We start from the raw sequence: 15426 nt of genomic DNA, 5'->3' as shown, positions 1-15426 counted from the left end.
TTTTTAGGAGAGGTAATTAGTTTATTCCTTCTCCATTACCAACGCCATCTTCATCAGGATTAACGAATACCAATTTTCCATCGGCATTTTCGGTCATCAAAATCATTCCTTCACTATCTACACCGCGAAGGGCACGAGGTGCCAAATTGATTAAAACAGTTACTTTTTTTCCAACAATCTCTTCTGGGGTAAAACTTTCTGCAATACCAGAAACTATAGTACGTATATCTAAGCCAGTATCTACTTTTAAAACTAAAAGCTTTTTGGCTTTTGCCATTTTTTCGGCTTCGATTATAGTTCCGACACGCATGTCTAGCTTAGAAAAATCATCAAAGGTAATGGTGTCTTTTTGGGGCATTAGTTTTTTATTTTCGTTCGCATTCGCTTTTTTGGTGGCTTCCAACTTGTCTAATTGTGATTGAATCTCACTATCTTCTATTTTTCTAAAGAGCAACTCTGCTTGGTTGATTTGGTGGTCTGCAGATAGTAACACCTTGGTGGCTGAAACTGATTCCCAATTTAGGCCTTCGACTGCGCTCAGGTTGATATTGAGTATGTTTTTAAGTTTAGCAGAGGTAAATGGTAAAAATGGTTCACTTAATACAGCTAAACCAGCAGCGATTTGCAAGGCTACGTTCATGATAGTTTTAACACGCTCTTCGTCGACCTTAATAACTTTCCAAGGTTCGGCATCTGCTAAATATTTGTTTCCTAAACGGGCTAGGTTCATTAATTCTTGTCCGGCTTCTCTAAAGCGATAGCGCTCTATCGAGCTAGATATCGTATCTGGAAACTTACGAAGTTGGTCAAGGGTTTCTGTATCAACATCAGAAAAATTACCAGCGGCTGGGACTTTTCCGTCATAATATTTATTGGTCAATACAACTACTCTGTTTATGAAATTCCCTAGGATAGCAACCAATTCGTTATTGTTACGAGCTTGAAAATCTTTCCAGGTAAAATCATTATCCTTAGATTCTGGAGCATTCGCTGTTAACGTATAACGTAACGAATCTTGTAACTCAGGAAAATCAATTAGGTACTCGTGCAACCAAACCGCCCAATTCTTAGAGGTAGATAATTTGTTGCCTTCTAAATTTAAAAATTCGTTGGCAGGTACATTATCCGGTAAAATATAACTTCCTTCTGCTTTCAGCATAGAAGGGAAAATGATACAGTGAAAAACGATATTATCCTTCCCAATGAAATGAACCAATTTGGTGTCTTTGTCTTTCCAATAGGGTTCCCAATCTTTACCTTCACGGGCTGCCCATTCTTTGGTAGATGAAATGTATCCGATAGGTGCATCAAACCATACATAAAGTACTTTGCCTTCCCCACCTTCAACAGGTACGGGTATACCCCAATCTAAATCTCTAGTTACTGCTCTTGGTTCTAGACCACCATCAATCCATGATTTACATTGACCGTATACATTAGGTTTCCAGTCATCTTTATGTCCTTTTAAAATCCAATCGGTAAGAAATTCTTCATACCTGTCTAAAGGCAAAAACCAGTGTTTGGTTTCTTTAGTAGTCGGTATTGTACCTGTTATGGTTGATTTCGGATTTATTAAATCGGTGGCATTTAAACTTGACCCGCAATTTTCACACTGATCGCCATACGCTTCTTCATTACCACATTTAGGGCAAGTACCAATTACAAAACGATCTGCTAAAAATTGTTGTGCTTCTTCATCGTATAACTGGGCCGTAGTTTCTTCAATAAAATCTCCTTTTTCATAAAGATTTATAAAAAATTCTGATGCGGTTTCATGATGTATAGGTGCAGAGGTTCTAGAATAGTTGTCGAATGTAATTCCGAAATCCAAGAAAGACTGCTTAATTATCGCATGATACTTATCGATAATATCTTTAGGAGTAACGCCTTCTTTTTTAGCTTTCATTGAAATTGCAACACCATGTTCATCGCTGCCACAAACAAAGGCTACATCTTTTCCTGTTAAACGAAGATAGCGGGCGTATATATCTGCTGGCACGTAAACACCTGCTAAATGGCCAATATGTATTGGGCCATTCGTATAAGGTAAAGCTGCAGTAATCGTATATCTAGAAGGTGATTTAATATCGGACATCAAAATAAATTAAGCTACAAAAATACTGAATTTGATGGGAGAATCACGAAATACTTGCCAATTGTAATCAGCACCTAAATAGATTAAAAGGTGAAGTTTTAATTAAAACTGATGTCAAACAGTGTGACTTGTCGATTATTTATACGAAAGATTTATAAAAACTGTTTTATTGTAAGAAAAGACTTAATTAATAGTTAAAATTTTAATAATATGAGTGTTGGTAAACCAATAAAATTGCGATTCTCTGAAGGTTTAGAAAAAATAGATGTAGTCACAAAAAGTACAGAAGCTAATGTAGAAGATATAGCATTAGTTCATAAGGATAAGAACCATAGAGTAAAAAGGGAATTGTCCTTTAAAACTAAAAATAACAAATCGAAATTAGCGTAAATAAAAAGTCCCTATTCAATTTATTGAATAGGGACTTTTTATAATAGGGGGAAACAGTTTAAGCTACCATCACGGATTTACTCATCTTTTGATTCTGTACACTGATACGATAAATGTACTTTCCGGTTGATAGTTGTTCGGGCATGCGCTCTCGTATATTTATTTCGGTTGAACCTTCGAACATCATTTCGTTAAAAACAGTGCCTACTCGTTGACCGAGAATATTAAAAAGTTGGATATCTACGTGTGCCGAAAAAGGCATTTCTAAATAGATATGTGGAGTACTATCTGTTGGGTAATAAGGTTTGTGAACAACGGCATTCAATAAATCTGGATTGAAAGGTGTTTCTGCTTCTTCCCCAGGTGGTACTGGTGGTGTAACCTCACCATCACTATACGCTATTTCTGGGAATGCTTCACCACTACAACTAAAGCCTAAATTTACAGGCACATATGGTTTGTAATTTAATAAATGTGCTTCGACTAGAGGAACATCTACACATAACCATTCAGCAAGTACTGTAGCATAAAGATCTCTAAAATCCATCGTGTACTCTAAATTTCCACGTCCGTCCGGGTCATCTAATGTTGGATGGTCGCCAACAAATGCACTACCATTTAAACCTGATCCAAAGAACAGCGTTGGTGATGCCTTACCATGATCGGTACCGTTAGATCCGTTTTCAAAAATACGTCGTCCGAATTCAGAAAAAGTCATACTCAATACCTTATCGTCTTGTTGTGTAAAGGCTAAATCTTCATAAAAATTGTTGACTGCAACAGAAAGATTTGTCATTAAACGTGCGTGTGCTTGTGGCTGATTGCCATGGGTATCAAAACCACCCATTGAAATCATAAATACTTTTGTGCCCAAGTTTCCTTTTATCAATCGTGCTATAAGCGCCAATTGGCGTGCAAATCCGTTTTCTTGATATTCTACTTGATTTTGGCCTCTTTCATAGGCTTCGTGAATGAGTCCTGAGTATTCATAGGTTGTATTTGCTACTCCTCTCAAAAACTTTAGTTGATCGCCGTACATACAATTATTGAAAAGAGTATCGTCTAAGCCATAAACTACGCCTGATTCTGCGATTTCTTCTAACTGGTCGATGTTCGATGTCACGAAAGCATAATTGGTTTCGTCACCTTGAAATACTAAACTGCCGAATTGACCTATCTGAATTGCCGCCGGTGCTGCCGGTGGGTTTATTAAGTAATCTGGATAAATATTTTCAAAATGTCTACCCATCCATCCGGTGTTTAAACCGCTAAACCCTGTTGTTTCTATATCTGTGTTGGCAAAAATATCAGAACCTGTAAAATGCGAAAGACTTTGCCCTTCGTATCCAACTCCGTGTACAGCCTTAAATTGGCCTTCTTGCCACATGGGTGCCAATGCATTCATGTAAGATGGTACACCGAATTCATCGGTAAGTTTTAATACTTTACTTTCAGGAACATAAATATTTGGTCGTGCATTCGCATAACTGTCATACTGCTCTAAAGGTATAACGGTGCTTAGACCATCATTACCACCTGATAGACGTATTAATATCAAAATATTGTCAGTTTCCGCTGCAGCAATACCTGCTGATAGGGGTGAAGGGGCAGAGGCTGTAAGCATATTAGAACCTAGCATCATTGAGCCAGATCCTGCGATACCCATTGCCTGTAGAAATGAACGTCTGCTCCAAGTTTTGTGTTCGTCATCGTGGCCTTCATGTTGTAGACCTTTATATGGGGAGTGTTGTGAATTGCACATAGTTGTAGGTATTATTTTAATTGAAACTCAGGTTGTCTAGCTAAATATTGTAAAAGAAGATATACTTGAAATGGAGCTTGTGGCCAAGTAGCCAAAGTCCAAGATTCTTGGTTGCCACCTTCATAATAAACTTCTTCTATATCACTTCTAAATATGGCAAACGCTTTACTATATTCAGGCTCGTCTAGAAGTCCTTTAGGGAGAATAAAATCAATAATTAGTCTTGCAACTACATCAGGATTTGTGCTTGTCAATCCTGCATTGCCGGATATATCTAGACCTAATGTTCTAAATTGTTCATTGTCGGCCATATAAAAGTTTTCCAAAATACTTTCAATAGTTAGCCAACGCCCAATCATAAAATTGGTATTGATCCAAGATCTATCACGTTGCCATCCGGCCACATCAACTGGTTCAAAGATTTCTTGACTCAGAAGTGCACTATAGTTGACCATTTCAGCAACATTTGTATCTGTATAGCTGAAACCGGTTTCTTTTAGTGTATTGAAATAAAAATCTATCGGACTTTTAATGATTACACCAATTGCTTCGTCATCAAAGAAATGTTGACTTTTAAATAGCTGTCGTAAGACAGGTGCGATTTCAAAGTCATTAGAAACAAATGTTGCGGCCATACCATTTATTATGGTTTGTGCATTATTTGCTTCATCCTTAGAATCTGGATGCACGAAAAATTCATATAATTTGCGACAGATAAATTCTGCAATTTCTGGAGCCCTCTGGTCAAAAAGAATATTAATAACATCATCATAACCCCAATTACCGGTCTGTCCTAGAATGGTTTTGGATCCTGCATCGTGTTTGGTGGCATCAAAAGCTACTGGTGAACAGCCTATTTCAGTGCGTTCAACATAACCACTTAAAGCTTTGGCGGTTTCTATGATATCCTCTTCTGTATAGCCATTGCCTTCACCTAGTGTGAAAAGCTCATATAACTCACGACCATAATTTTCGTTAGGATTGTTACCATTATTGAATACTCCATCTAAGTAGTATAACATAGCATTGGTCAACCCTATTTCACTTACAAAAGTTTTAAAATTACGTAATGAATTTCGCTGTAGACAATCGATGTATTCATATAAATATGAATTACAATTATAGACCTCTAGTTCTGTTACAAAATGGTTGCTCCAGAAAAAGCTTAACCGATCTCTTAGATTATTATTCAATAATCCGTTCGCGTAATTTAATTGAAATTCAGATTTCTGCTGATTCTTCAATTGATTGCGTGCATCATCGTCTTCAGGATAATTGGCATTTGTCCAATTCGCCCATGTTGGTGCGGGTATTGGTGCCATGTTTAGAGCTTGGTCTACCAAACTATCAACTAAAGCTGCCGCGGATTGGCCCGTGGCTTGATTAATAGTAGCGACCGAGGCACTGAATCCTAATCTTCTGTATAAATGTGATGCTCGTAATTGGTCTAAATTGGCAGTGTACGGAGTAAGAGTAGAAGTATTACAATTAATGAAATATTCCATATTCTTAAATAGGCATTTATATTACGTTCGTAGAGTTGGGGCTTCTATTCTAAACGTTTCGAAATTTGGTATAGTATTTTAAACTATCTATTTTCGATACTTAAAATCCAAATAACGATATTTATTAACAAAAAAGCGTCGAAAGACTGGTATTTTCGATGAATTGCACAATCTTTAGTGGTTATTATGGGAAAACATAATGAATTTGGTAAGGAAGGCGAACAAATAGCGGTTGACTATCTAATAAAAAAAGGATACACTATTAATTATAAGAATTACAGATACTTGCAAGCAGAAATAGATATCATTGCTCAAAAGAATGATATATTGGCCATTGTTGAAGTAAGGTCAAGAAGATCTGATTATATCGAGAATATAGCGGAAACGGTAACACCGAAAAAAATTAAACTATTGGTTATGGCTGCAGATCATTATGTTACCGATAATGAAATTGATGTGGATGTCCGTTTTGATATCATTACAATTCTAAAAAATAAAAATCGGTTTAAGCTGGAACATTTGGAATCTGCTTTCTATCATTTTTGAATAATCTACTTGCGGAGTAGATTTTATATACAAACATTTTGTTTTATTTGTAACAAGTTGTTATATTTGCACAACAACCAAGCAGTAAAATGAAAACAATATCATCAGTCGTAGAAGAGTACATTAAGAAAAAACCATTTCTACAAAGCGCCTTAGCACAAGGTATCATCAACCTTACATCATTATCAAGAATAGTAAAACCAGAGATTGAGCACGAATTAGGAAAAGACATTCGTAATGGTGCCATAGTAATGGCTTTAAAAAGATTATCGGATGATTTGGAATTTAGGGCAACCCATAAAATTTTAAAGGTTTTAAAGAATATCGGTGAAATAACAGTTCGTTCTTCATTGACAGATTATACCTTTTTAGCATCGGATAAAATTTTAGTGCATCAAGCGAAATTATTGGAAGAAATCAATAATAATCAAGATGTCTTTTATACTTCTAGCCGTGGTGTAAATGAAATTAATATCGTGATTAGCAATGTTATGGACAAAACCGTTGAGTTGTTGTTTAAGGATGAAAAATGCACGCAGAAGGCAGAAGATCTTTCTTCAATTACCGTTAAATTACCAGCGGAGAACGTATCTGTACCTGGTATTTATTATTTCATTTTTCAGCGTTTGGCTTGGGAAGGAATTGTTCTTTACGAAGTAATTTCTACTACAAATGAATTTACTATTCTAGTGAATGACGAACAAGTAGATATAGCCTTTAAAACTATAAAGGATTTAAAAGCTCTTTAATTTTCTAGAAATTCAACCACTTCTTTATCCGATTCAGGCTTGGCTATAAAGCGTTTTTCACTATCTAAAATAAAGTAGGTGGGTGTGCTTTGAATTTTGAAGGTGTGGGCATATTCACTTTCCCATTTTCCAAGCGCAATGGCATGACTGAAATCGGGTAGGGTAGCAGATACCTTTTTCCAATTTATTTCATCATCTTCTAATCCTATGGCTAATACCTTTAAAGAATCATAACCTTTTAATTCTTTGTGTAATTCGGGTAGTTCTTTTAGACAATGTGAACAGGTACTGCTCCAAAATACCAGTAAGTAGTTTTCTGCTTTTTCCATAGTAGAAAGAGCATGTTTTTTTCCATTGGCTTCCCAAGTAATTTCGGGTGATTTTGCACCTACCCTTAGTCTTGTAGAAGATTCAATATCATCAACCATTTTCTGATTTCCATTTGCAATAGCTAATTTTTTTAAATGATTTGTGAACGTATAATCTTGCACAGGGCCCATAGAATTTGCTTCTGCTATTTCCCAAATATGATGTAAGGCCTTAGTTTGAAAGTTTATAGGTGTATTTTTAATAAAGTCAGCAGCAGTCTTTACATTTTTAATTATTTCTATATCTAACGCATTGTTGGTTGCAATATCTGATGGTAAGGCAGAGAAAACATAACTGGCAATTTTATCAGTTAGAAAATTTGAGCCTTGTAAAATAGGGTCGTTTAAATTTAAATTATCAAAATGATGTTTCTTCTTATGTTTTAGAAATGTTTCTAAATCTTCATAATCTTCAGAAAGATAAGACCTATTTGCCTTTATGAATTTATGGGCTATAGTATTGGTATGGTTTTCCTCGTAAGACTTTTGAATAGTTTTTAATTCTTTTATTATATCTGTAAACTCCTTCTTCGATTCATTTCCTTTTTCATAATACTCCATTAGCCTATCTTGGGCCTTTGTAATCTTAGAAAAATATTCATTGAACCACTTATTCTCTTCTGAATTAGTGATTGTTAATCCGTCTTGAATGTTAAAATTGAATTTTACCTGCTCCTTTTTATCATAGATAACATCAATATAAAATTCATTTTGTGGTACAGCATACACTAATCTATACATGCCGGGTTGTGCATTAATAGGCATTTCTAATGTAAATGAACCCTCTTTTACAGCTGTGTCTGCAGTGTATTTTTCGCCACCTGGGGTTAATTCATAGGCTATTAACCATTTAAAATCTTTTGCAGGAGAGAAATTACCAGAGATAGAACCTTGAGCGTTTAACCCAATTGAAATTAATAAGATGCAGTATGTATATAAAACTTTCATAGAAAAGGAAAAACAATTATTGGACCAGAATTGCTTTAAAAGAATGATATTTTAACGTCTTTTAGTGTGCTAAAGTCCTTATTAATTAACTTTTTGTTGAGATGGACGATAATGGCTAAGTTATTCGAATGGTACTTAAACGCTATTAAAACAACTCTCTACCGATTTCCATATGGCCAAGAGCTTCTGTTATTTTGATGATTTCTTTTTCATGAATGAAGCCATCAGATATGGCAACTTCGTCTAAAAGTTGAGCTAAGGTTTTCTTCTTGCTCAAAGACATTAATCTTAAGGTTTTAAAAGCTTTATCCTTATTTAAATTTCTGGCTTGCCCAATAAAAAAGCTATCAAAACTAAATCGTTCCATTAATTGAGTAAGTAAATTCATTTCGGCAGGATCTACTTTGCTGTCGGCTAATATTACATAATCTACCATTTTAACTACAGCTAATTTTTCCTCTCTTGTAAATTCCATACTGCTATTCTGTCTCTTCACCTAAACCAATATTAATAAATGTATCTATGATTAAAGCCATTTCTTTTTTGTGAACTGACCCATCAGATATGGCTACCTCATCTAAAATATTCACCAAAGCTTTCTTTTGCTCATGAGGTATATTGTAAAGAGTAACAAGCGCATTATCGTAATCTAGCTTTTTAGTTCGTTCTAAAAATGCATCATCAAAACCTAGGGTTTTTTTAAGATCATTTAGTATTTCTAATTCTCCGGGGTGAACTTTACCGTCTGCCTGTATAACCTCGTAAATCATCTTTACAAAGGCTGCTTTTACAAACTCTTCAAACTTCATGTGTTTTTTTTAAGAGTTTAAAGATAAGAAAAACCCAAGAAATTTTGAATGTACTTTATTAATGAGTTTTCCAAGGTTGTTAAAAGTTATTAAGGGATAGGTCTTATGTTATTTGTCAAACGAATATGGACCATAAACAGCATCTCTAAACTGCTTATGTAGACCTATTTGGTCATAAGGGAATAGTTGTACAAAAAGAACTGCAGTTAAGTTGTTAACTGGATCTATCCAAAATAAGGTTGAAGCGGCTCCATCCCAGTAAAACTCACCAACTACACCATTATTTTCTTCAGGTGTTTTTGGTGGTGCTACCCGCACGGCAAAGTCGATACCGAAACCAACTTGGCCTTTAGAAGGTAACCAAGAACGTTCAGTAACACTATCTGCCAATTGATTGGTCGCCATTAATTGAATAGTTTCTGGTTTTAAAATTTTAACGGAATCTAAACTACCTTGATGAACTAGCATCTGTGCGAAACGCATATAGTTGTCTAACGTTGAGGTGAGTCCAGAGCCACCTCTGGTAAGTGGCCAATGTTCGGTATAATTACTATATGTTATAGAATCTTGAACTAATTCACCTTCACCTTTTCTTATGTACAATTTGGCGAATCGATCTCTATCTTCATTAGGAATAAAATATCTGGTTTCGCTCATTTCAAGTGGGTCTAAAATGTGTTTTTTAACATATTCACCATAAGGCACACCTGCTATACGCTCTACCAATAATGCTTGTACATCAACACATGGTCCATATTCCCATTGTGTGCCTGGCTGAAACCATAATGGGACTTCTCCCATTTTCTCTCCCATTTGGGCTAAGGTATTTTCGCGATTCATAGCATCGGCTTTTATCATAAGTTCACTAAGTCCGATAATGTCTGCTCTGTTCGGAAAACCTGCGGTATGCCTTGTAATATCTCTAATGCTAACCTCTCTTTTAAGTGGTTCAGTCATTACATTTCCCTTTGAATCTACACCTGTGTAAACAGTCATGTTTGAAAATTCTGGAAGATATTTCGAGATTGGATCATCTAGTTTAAACTTACCTTCTTCGTAAAGGGTCATTAACGCTGTACCTGTTATGGGTTTGGTCATGGAATAAATTTGAACAATCGTATTCCGGTCCATTGGTTTTTTTGCATTTAGGTCTGCATAGCCAAAAGCATTGTAATATACTTCCTCGCCTTGTTCAAAAATTAGAGCCGAAACACCAGCAATGTTTTTGGTATCAACAAAATTCTTTAGTACGGAATCTATTCGAGCTTTGGCTAATGAGTTTATTATTACGGGTTCTACAATCGATTCTTTTTTTGGTGATTCTTTACAGGAAGAAACAAAAAGTAGAAATACTAATAAGAAATACAAATTTTTCATGAGTGGTTGATTGAAAGTGTAGTTACTAAAAGTACTAAATATTTATTTTGAAAGTAGTAGTATTTGTTCCCAGATTTTTGAGCTTACAGGTATACCTTCTTTTTGGTTTTTTAATCTTGTAGCTAACGTTCGTTCCCCAGGATAATAGGTCCGATCTTCTTTGCTCATTGGTGAAACGTCATGGCTATATTGAATAATTTCACTCAACAATTTTTCTTGTAATTGGCGATCAGAAAATACATTCGGATTAATGCAAAGAAACACTTGAGAAATAGCTGTTTCATCTCCTTTCTGACCAATTTTATAGGTGGAATTACCAGCAGAAAGTATGGTAGCCAACATGTCTAAAACCATAGACAATGCAGAACCTTTCCAATACCCAACAGGTAATGCACGACCAGAAGCCATTATGTCTTTAGGGTTTTTACTTAGTTGATTATTAGTATCCCAACCACCATGAAATGGTAATTGCTCCCCTTTTAAATGTAGGTTTTCCATCTTGCCAAATGAAAATTGCGAGAGTGCCATATCTAAAACTACATGACCTTCTTTTCTGGGAATGGAAACGACTAAAGGATTATTTCCTATTCTATTTTCTTTACCTCCCCAAGCTGGCATATTGGGTGCGGTATTGGTAAACATAATTGAAATGCAGCCCTGTTCGGCTGCTTGCCATCCATAAGTGCCGCCACGCATCCAATGATTTGTATTTCGTAAGGCGATTAAACCTATTCCGGAGGTTTTTGCAAGCTGAACAGCCTTATTGGTGCAAGTGATAGCGTTTAAAACCCCCGAGCCAAGGTTGCCGTCCCATCTTTCAATACTTCCCAGTGATGCTACTAGTGTTGGGGTGGAATCAATTTTTACAAGGCCTTTGGTGATATAATTTAAAAAGATGGGCACTCTATTAATGCCATGAGAGTTAATGCCGTCTAAGGTGCTTTCAGCATGTATTTTGGCTAGTATTTTGGCTTGTTCATTAGAAAAAGAATACTTGAGAAACAAGGATTCTAAAACCTTTTTCATTTCATTAAATGAAATTTTTATTTCGTTCAAAGCCAAAAAATTAATGATTAATATCTTTTGTCAATATACAAAAGTTGATTTTCCTATTTTAACATTAATGTTGCTTACCTATGAAAAACTTAAATGTAGTTTAGGGCATTAGCTACGCTATTTTATAATCCTAATTTCTGAAAAGATATGATGCATAAAATCAATTTCCTTTTCATGAATAAAACCATCAGAAATAGCAACATCTTTTAAGATTTGGGCTAGGTTATTTTTTTTATCTTGAGACATACCTTTTAAGATTTTTACGCTTTGGTCTGTGTCGATAGTACGTGCCTGAACCAAAAAATTACTGTCAAAATCAATTATTTTCATTAATAGACTTAATGCGTTTATTTCTCCTTTATGTACTTTGCCATCAGCTACGATTACAGAATCAATTACATTGACCATGGCCAATTTTTCAGATATATCAAATTTCATTTTAAACAAATTGTTTTTCCTTTATTTCGAATGGCTTCAGCGCCAAATACGCCCTATCTACAGATCGTATGTTTTCAAAAACCAATAATAAACGCAATCCGTTTCGGGTTTGTTTCTCTTTTATTTTACATTGCTGTGCGTGCGATTGTACATATTGTAAAACACGTGTAAAGGTAGGTGTCTGATAAAAGGCTGACTGTTGGTCACTAATGAAATAACCAATCATTTTGCCTTGTTTCATTACAATTTTCTCCAAGCCAATGCTATTTGAAATCCACTTTATTCGAACAGAATTCAATAAATCTGCAGCTTGGTCAGGTAATTCGCCAAAGCGGTCTACTAGTTGTTCTTCGAATTTTTGAAGCGCTTGTTCATCCTTAACTTGATTTAAATCAGTGTATAAGGTAAGCCTTTCTGTTATATTGTTAATATAATCGTCTGGGAAGAGCAATTCAAAATCTGAATCGATTTGTGTTTCCTTGACAAAAATTTTCTCATGCGGACCTTCAACTTCGTCATACAAGTCTTTAAACTCATTTTCTTTCAGTTCGTCAATAGCTTCTGCTAATATTTTCTGATAAGTTTCAAAACCTATTTCGTTGATGAAACCACTTTGTTCGCCTCCTAATAAATCTCCTGCACCTCTAATCTCCAAGTCTTTCATCGCAATATTAAAGCCACTACCTAATTCGGTAAATTGCTCAAGAGCTTCGATTCGTTTACGGGCATCGTTTGTCATTACTTCGTAAGGCGGAGTTATGAAATAACAAAAGGCTTTTTTATTGCCTCGACCAACACGACCTCTCATTTGATGTAAATCGCTTAAACCAAAATTATTGGCATTGTTGATAAAAATGGTGTTGGCGTTGGTAACGTCTAAACCACTTTCTACAATGGTGGTAGAAACTAGAACATCAAATTCGCTGTTCATGAAAGCTAGCATTAGGGCTTCTAATTTTTTCCCTTCCATTTGGCCGTGACCAACAGCCACTTTCGCATCAGGTACCAGACGCTGAATCAATCCTGCTACTTCTTTAATATTTTCAATTCGATTGTGAATAAAGAAAACCTGACCGCCTCGTTCAATTTCATAACTAACGGCATCTCTAATTATTTCTTCATTGAACCGCACAACTTGACTTTCAATAGGATATCTATTCGGTGGGGCAGTCGTAATGGTAGAAAGGTCACGAGCAGCCATTAAGCTAAATTGAAGTGTACGAGGAATTGGTGTTGCCGTCAACGTTAGTACATCAACATTCTCTTTAATAGATTTTAATTTATCCTTTACGGCAACACCAAATTTTTGTTCTTCATCTACAATTAAAAGACCAAGGTCTTTAAACTGCACATTTTTGTTGACCAACTGATGTGTGCCAATAATGATATCGACCTTACCAGCGGCTAGTCTTTCTATAGTATCTTTTTTCTCCTTTGCCGTACGAAACCTGTTCAAGTAATCTACCGTTACCGGCATGTCTTTTAAACGTTCTGTAAAAGTGCGGTGATGTTGAAATGCCAAAATTGTGGTCGGCACCAAAATGGCTACTTGTTTACCATTATCAACCGCTTTAAAGGCGGCGCGAATGGCAATTTCTGTTTTTCCAAACCCTACATCTCCACATATTAAACGATCCATGGGACGCTCACTTTCCATGTCCCGTTTTACATCTTCGGTAGCCGTACTTTGGTCGGGCGTGTCTTCATAAATAAAAGATGCTTCTAGTTCGTTCTGTAGGTAACTATCAGGGTTGTATTGAAATCCTTTTTCGAGTCTTCGTTTTGCATATACCTTTATTAGGTTAAAAGCAATTTTCTTGACTCGGCTCTTTGTTTTATCCTTTATTTTTTTCCATGCGCCAGAGCCTAATTTGTAAATCTTTGGTGGCGTACCGTCCTTACCATTAAACTTAGAAATTTTATGTAATGAATGTATGCTCACATATAAAATATCGCGCTCGCCATACATCAGTTTTATAGCTTCTTGTTTTTTGCCTTCTACATCTATTTTTTGAAGTCCACCGAACTTACCTATACCATGGTCAATGTGAGTAACATAATCACCTATTTCAAGTTTGTTTAGTTCTTTTAATGTAATGGCTTGCTTTTTTGCATAACCGTTTTTTACATGAAACTTATGATATCGTTCAAAAATTTGATGGTCGGTATAGCAAACTAATTTTTGGTCGTCATCGACAAAACCTTGAAACAATGGAAAAACAATAATTTGATAGTGAACCTGCTCGTTTACCTCTTCAAAAATGTCATGAAATCGTTTTGCCTGCTGTTCGCTGGCGCAAAAAATATAATTGGTATACCCTTGCTCACGGTAACCGTTAAGATTTTCGATAAGCAAGTCGAACTTCTTATTGAATGAAGGCTGAGGTTTAGTGTGAAACTCTACCAGAGATTCAGAGTTGCGTTTAGAATCTTGGGTTAAAAGAGTGAAATCTGAAAGGTGCTTTCTAAATTCTGTACCACCCATAAACAATTCTTCTGGCTCGGCATGTTTAATATCTTTCGAGAGTTTGGTGAAAGCTTCTTTTGCCTTTTCAAAGAAATCGTCTAAACGATCATAAAGGAAATCTGTGTTTTTTGCAAAAACTAAAGTTTTTGATGCGACATAGGTTAAAAAGCTCTGCCTTTTTTCAGTTAAGAACTTGTTGGCCATATTCGGCACAATAGTTATCGACTTTACCTTTTCTTTAGAAAGTTGTGTTTCTACATCGAAAGTTCGAATGCTATCTATCTCATCACCAAAAAATTCAATACGATACGGTTCATCATGTGAAAAGGAATACACGTCAACAATACCACCACGTACCGAAAATTCACCTGGCTCGGTTACAAAATCTACGCGTTTAAATTTATACTCAAACAAGATTTCATTTAAAAAATCTAAGGAGAGTGTGTCTCCTAATTTCATTTTTAGAGTATTCTTATCTAGTTCTTTACGCGTAACAACTTTCTCAAAAAGGGCATCTGGGTAAGTAACAATTATCGCCGGTTTTTTTCTAGAATTTATTCTATTTAATACTTCGGCACGTAAAAGCACATTGGCATTATCGGTTTCTTCAATTTGATAGGGTCTTCTATAACTACCTGGGTAAAAAAGAACATCATCTTCTCCAATTAGGCGCTCTAAATCATTAAGATAATAGGCAGCTTCTTCCTTATCATTGAATATGGCTAGAAAAGGACGGTCTACAGTCTTAAAAATATTTGCCAAAACAAACGAAAGCGATGAGCCGATTAGCCCTTTTAATTGGATATTTTTAGTTCCCGAATTTTCAGAATCGGCAATAGTATTTAGCAGTTTCCCTATTTGGGGAGACTGACCGTACTGTTGTTGGATAGAAGAATGACTCAACAATTTAAAATTT

Annotated in this window: 13 protein-coding genes; 3 read left to right on the top strand and 10 right to left on the bottom strand. The window is 35.6% G+C overall.

Annotation, left to right across the window (positions count from 1 at the left end; translation table 11 throughout):
* Positions 1–16: 16 nt before the first annotated feature.
* On the bottom strand, positions 17–2095 hold the full coding sequence (gene metG, locus B5X55_RS06965) for a methionine--tRNA ligase (protein WP_079511884.1): 2079 nt from the start codon (positions 2093–2095) through the stop codon (positions 17–19).
* A gap of 210 nt (positions 2096–2305) precedes the next feature.
* Between metG and B5X55_RS06960 the strand changes: the two genes are divergently transcribed.
* Positions 2306–2485, top strand: a complete 180-nt coding sequence (locus B5X55_RS06960; RefSeq protein ID WP_079511883.1) for a hypothetical protein — start codon at positions 2306–2308, stop codon at positions 2483–2485.
* A gap of 58 nt (positions 2486–2543) precedes the next feature.
* On the opposite strand, the gene B5X55_RS06955 is transcribed toward B5X55_RS06960, so the two are convergent.
* The gene (locus B5X55_RS06955) at positions 2544–4247 is read right to left on the bottom strand and encodes a DUF1501 domain-containing protein (protein WP_079511882.1); all 1704 of its coding nucleotides are present in this window, start codon (positions 4245–4247) and stop codon (positions 2544–2546) included.
* A gap of 11 nt (positions 4248–4258) precedes the next feature.
* The gene (locus B5X55_RS06950; protein ID WP_079511881.1) at positions 4259–5752 is read right to left on the bottom strand and encodes a DUF1800 domain-containing protein; all 1494 of its coding nucleotides are present in this window, start codon (positions 5750–5752) and stop codon (positions 4259–4261) included.
* A gap of 186 nt (positions 5753–5938) precedes the next feature.
* Between B5X55_RS06950 and B5X55_RS06945 the strand changes: the two genes are divergently transcribed.
* Together B5X55_RS06945 and B5X55_RS06940 are read left to right on the top strand one after the other, a co-directional pair.
* Entirely contained in the window at positions 5939–6298 is a 360-nt protein-coding gene (locus B5X55_RS06945) for a YraN family protein (RefSeq protein ID WP_079511880.1), read from the top strand.
* A gap of 89 nt (positions 6299–6387) precedes the next feature.
* Entirely contained in the window at positions 6388–7047 is a 660-nt protein-coding gene (locus B5X55_RS06940; protein WP_079511879.1) for an aspartate kinase, read from the top strand.
* Here the strand turns inward: B5X55_RS06940 and B5X55_RS06935 are convergent.
* The 7 genes from B5X55_RS06935 to mfd all read right to left on the bottom strand — a co-directional run bounded on the left by B5X55_RS06935 (position 7044) and on the right by mfd (position 15413).
* Entirely contained in the window at positions 7044–8363 is a 1320-nt protein-coding gene (locus tag B5X55_RS06935; RefSeq protein WP_079511878.1) for a thioredoxin-like domain-containing protein, read from the bottom strand. The two genes, B5X55_RS06940 and B5X55_RS06935, sit on opposite strands and share 4 nt — an antisense overlap.
* A 145-nt stretch (positions 8364–8508) precedes the next feature.
* Positions 8509–8859 (bottom strand): tellurite resistance TerB family protein, encoded by a 351-nt coding sequence (locus B5X55_RS06930; RefSeq protein ID WP_143814423.1) that lies wholly within the window; start codon positions 8857–8859, stop codon positions 8509–8511.
* Entirely contained in the window at positions 8843–9172 is a 330-nt protein-coding gene (locus B5X55_RS06925) for a hypothetical protein (protein ID WP_079511876.1), read from the bottom strand. Before B5X55_RS06925 ends, B5X55_RS06930 begins: the two co-directional genes overlap by 17 nt.
* A 108-nt stretch (positions 9173–9280) precedes the next feature.
* Positions 9281–10549, bottom strand: coding sequence for a serine hydrolase domain-containing protein (locus B5X55_RS06920; protein ID WP_079511875.1), 1269 nt, complete (start codon positions 10547–10549; stop codon positions 9281–9283).
* Positions 10550–10591: 42 nt separating this feature from the next.
* Positions 10592–11605, bottom strand: coding sequence for a 3-dehydro-L-gulonate 2-dehydrogenase (gene yiaK / locus B5X55_RS06915; protein ID WP_200811591.1), 1014 nt, complete (start codon positions 11603–11605; stop codon positions 10592–10594).
* A 117-nt stretch (positions 11606–11722) separates the two neighbouring features.
* On the bottom strand, positions 11723–12043 hold the full coding sequence (locus B5X55_RS06910) for a tellurite resistance TerB family protein (RefSeq protein ID WP_079511874.1): 321 nt from the start codon (positions 12041–12043) through the stop codon (positions 11723–11725).
* A 1-nt stretch (position 12044) separates the two neighbouring features.
* Entirely contained in the window at positions 12045–15413 is a 3369-nt protein-coding gene (gene mfd / locus B5X55_RS06905) for a transcription-repair coupling factor (protein ID WP_079511873.1), read from the bottom strand.
* Between the last annotated feature and the right edge of the window lie 13 nt (positions 15414–15426).

It is taken from the genome of Maribacter arcticus (assembly GCF_900167935.1).
Classification (GTDB): Bacteria; Bacteroidota; Bacteroidia; order Flavobacteriales; family Flavobacteriaceae; genus Maribacter; species Maribacter arcticus.
Note: the sequence above shows the minus strand (reverse complement) of the source record. Positions and strands in the feature narration are given on the sequence as shown.

Coding starts and splice junctions, on each gene's coding strand:
- B5X55_RS06935 (WP_079511878.1), bottom strand. CDS start 8,363: ATGAAAGTTTTATATACATACTGCATCTTATTAATTTCAATTGGGTTA.
- B5X55_RS06960 (WP_079511883.1), top strand. CDS start 2,306: ATGAGTGTTGGTAAACCAATAAAATTGCGATTCTCTGAAGGTTTAGAA.
- B5X55_RS06910 (WP_079511874.1), bottom strand. CDS start 12,043: ATGAAATTTGATATATCTGAAAAATTGGCCATGGTCAATGTAATTGAT.
- B5X55_RS06940 (WP_079511879.1), top strand. CDS start 6,388: ATGAAAACAATATCATCAGTCGTAGAAGAGTACATTAAGAAAAAACCA.
- metG (WP_079511884.1), bottom strand. CDS start 2,095: ATGTCCGATATTAAATCACCTTCTAGATATACGATTACTGCAGCTTTA.
- B5X55_RS06925 (WP_079511876.1), bottom strand. CDS start 9,172: ATGAAGTTTGAAGAGTTTGTAAAAGCAGCCTTTGTAAAGATGATTTAC.
- B5X55_RS06945 (WP_079511880.1), top strand. CDS start 5,939: ATGGGAAAACATAATGAATTTGGTAAGGAAGGCGAACAAATAGCGGTT.
- B5X55_RS06955 (WP_079511882.1), bottom strand. CDS start 4,247: ATGTGCAATTCACAACACTCCCCATATAAAGGTCTACAACATGAAGGC.
- B5X55_RS06950 (WP_079511881.1), bottom strand. CDS start 5,752: ATGGAATATTTCATTAATTGTAATACTTCTACTCTTACTCCGTACACT.
- B5X55_RS06920 (WP_079511875.1), bottom strand. CDS start 10,549: ATGAAAAATTTGTATTTCTTATTAGTATTTCTACTTTTTGTTTCTTCC.